Here is a 1996-nt window from a genome sequence, read left to right on the forward strand (position 1 = left end):
GATAAGACGCGCCAGCGTCGCATCAGGCATCTGCGCATGGTGTCGGATGCGCCACACGACGCATCCGACAATACCTTACTCTTCCATCGCCTGGCGGATCTGATCCAACGACGCTGGATCATCAATGGTCGTCAAATCCCCCGGATCGCGTCCTTCGCAAATCGCCTGGATCGTGCGGCGCAGCATTTTTCCGGATCGCGTTTTTGGCAATTGCGAGACAAACCAGACGTGCGCCGGGCGGCCAAAGTTGCCAATCTGGCTGTCCACCAGCGCCATAATCGCCTTCTCTTGCGAATGCGCCACATCACGATCTTCCAGACTGTCGCTCTCTTTCGGAATGACAAACGCCACCGCCACCTGCCCTTTCAGCGCATCTTTTACCCCAACCACCGCCACTTCGGCAACGCCCGGATGACTGGAGATACTCTCTTCAATCTCGCGCGTCCCCAGCCGATGCCCGGCAACGTTAATTACATCGTCAGTGCGCCCGAGAATAAAGTGATAACCGTCAGCATCGCGGATACCCCAGTCAAAAGTGGCGTATACCGGACGGGAAAACAGCGACCAGTACGTCTTCACAAAGCGGTCGTCATCGCCCCAGATGGTCTGAATACAGCCCGGCGGCAATGGCCCTTCCACCACCAGCATCCCTTTCTCATTGACGCCGCACGGTTCGCCGGTGACTTCATTGAGCAACTGCACGTTGTAGCCATACATCGGCACGCCGGGGCTTCCCAGACGCGTCGGCCTGTCGTCCAGACCGCGAGCAATCGCCATAATCGGCCAGCCGGATTCGGTCTGCCAGTAGTTGTCGATGACCGGCACATCCAGCGTATTGCTCACCCAACTGGCTGTCGGCTCGTCCAGCGGTTCTCCTGCCAGATAGAGCACTTCCAGCGACGAAAGATCGTGTTTGCGAATTTCAGCGGTAGGGAATTTTTTCAGCACGCGAATGGCGGTCGGCGCTGAGAACATCCGGCTCACCTGATATTTCTCGACGATTTTCCACCACACGCCGCAGTCAGGCCAGGTCGGCAATCCTTCGTAAACAATGGTCGCCATCCCCGCCAGCAGCGGCGCGTAGACGATATACGAATGCCCTACCACCCAGCCGATATCCGACGCGCAAAAGAACACGCCACCCGCTTTGCCACCAAAAATGGTTTCCATCGAGGTCGCCAGCGCCACCGCATAACCGCCGACGTCACGCTGCACGCCTTTAGGTTTGCCGGTCGTGCCAGAGGTGTAGAGAATGCAGGAGGTTTCGTTGGATTCCAGCCAGGCCACGGGGACTCGCGCACCAATATGCTGATGACGCAACGAAGCGAAATCGACATCCCGCCCGCTGACGCGCGCCATTTTCGCCAGCCCGCGATCCACCAGCAAAACATGGCGCGGTTGGTGCTGTGCCTGGTTTATCGCATCGTCGAGCAATTTTTTATACGGAATGATTTTGCCACCACGCGCTCCGGCATCAGCCGAGACAATCAGCACCGGTTTAGCGTCATCAATCCGCGCCGCCACGCTGTGCGAGGCAAAACCACCAAACACCACCGAGTGAATAGCGCCAATGCGCGCACAGGCCAGCAGGGTAATATGCGCTTCGGCAATCATCGGCATATACACCAGCACCCGATCGCCACGCTGCACACCCAGTGAGCGCAGCATTGACGCCACCGCGTTTACTTCGTCATGAAGCTGGCGAAAGGTAAAGGTGCGCTCTTCTTCTGTTTCCGAAGAGACGGCAATCAATGCCAGCGCCTCTGGCTGTTTCTCCAGCCAGCGGTCGATAGCGTTGTGGCACAAGTTGGTTCGGCCTTCACAAAACCAACGGGCAAACGGCGGATTGCTGTGATCGAGCGTTTGTGTAAAGGGCGTCTGCCAGTCAATACGCTGAGCCTGCTCAGCCCAGAACTGCTCCGGTTCGTTAATCGAACGCTGATAAAATTCGCTAAAAGACATAATGCTCTTATATGAACACATCCCGTTTGCAAGG

The 1996-nt window shown here is 57.1% G+C and carries 1 protein-coding gene; it reads right to left on the reverse strand.

All coding sequences use genetic code 11. The features are described 5' to 3' along the window. Window positions 1-75: 75 nt before the first annotated feature. Window positions 76-1962 carry a propionate--CoA ligase gene (gene prpE, locus EQY_RS0123830; RefSeq protein WP_000010244.1) on the reverse strand — a complete coding sequence of 629 codons (1887 nt, stop codon included), beginning with the start codon at window positions 1960-1962 and terminating at the stop codon, window positions 76-78. Window positions 1963-1996: the final 34 nt, after the last annotated feature.

Source organism: Escherichia sp. TW14182 (genome assembly GCF_000208525.1).
Lineage (GTDB): Bacteria > Pseudomonadota > Gammaproteobacteria > Enterobacterales > Enterobacteriaceae > Escherichia > Escherichia ruysiae.

Excerpts from the sequence above, each read along its gene's own strand:
- prpE (WP_000010244.1), bottom strand. The coding sequence starts at position 1,962 with ATGTCTTTTAGCGAATTTTATCAGCGTTCGATTAACGAACCGGAGCAG.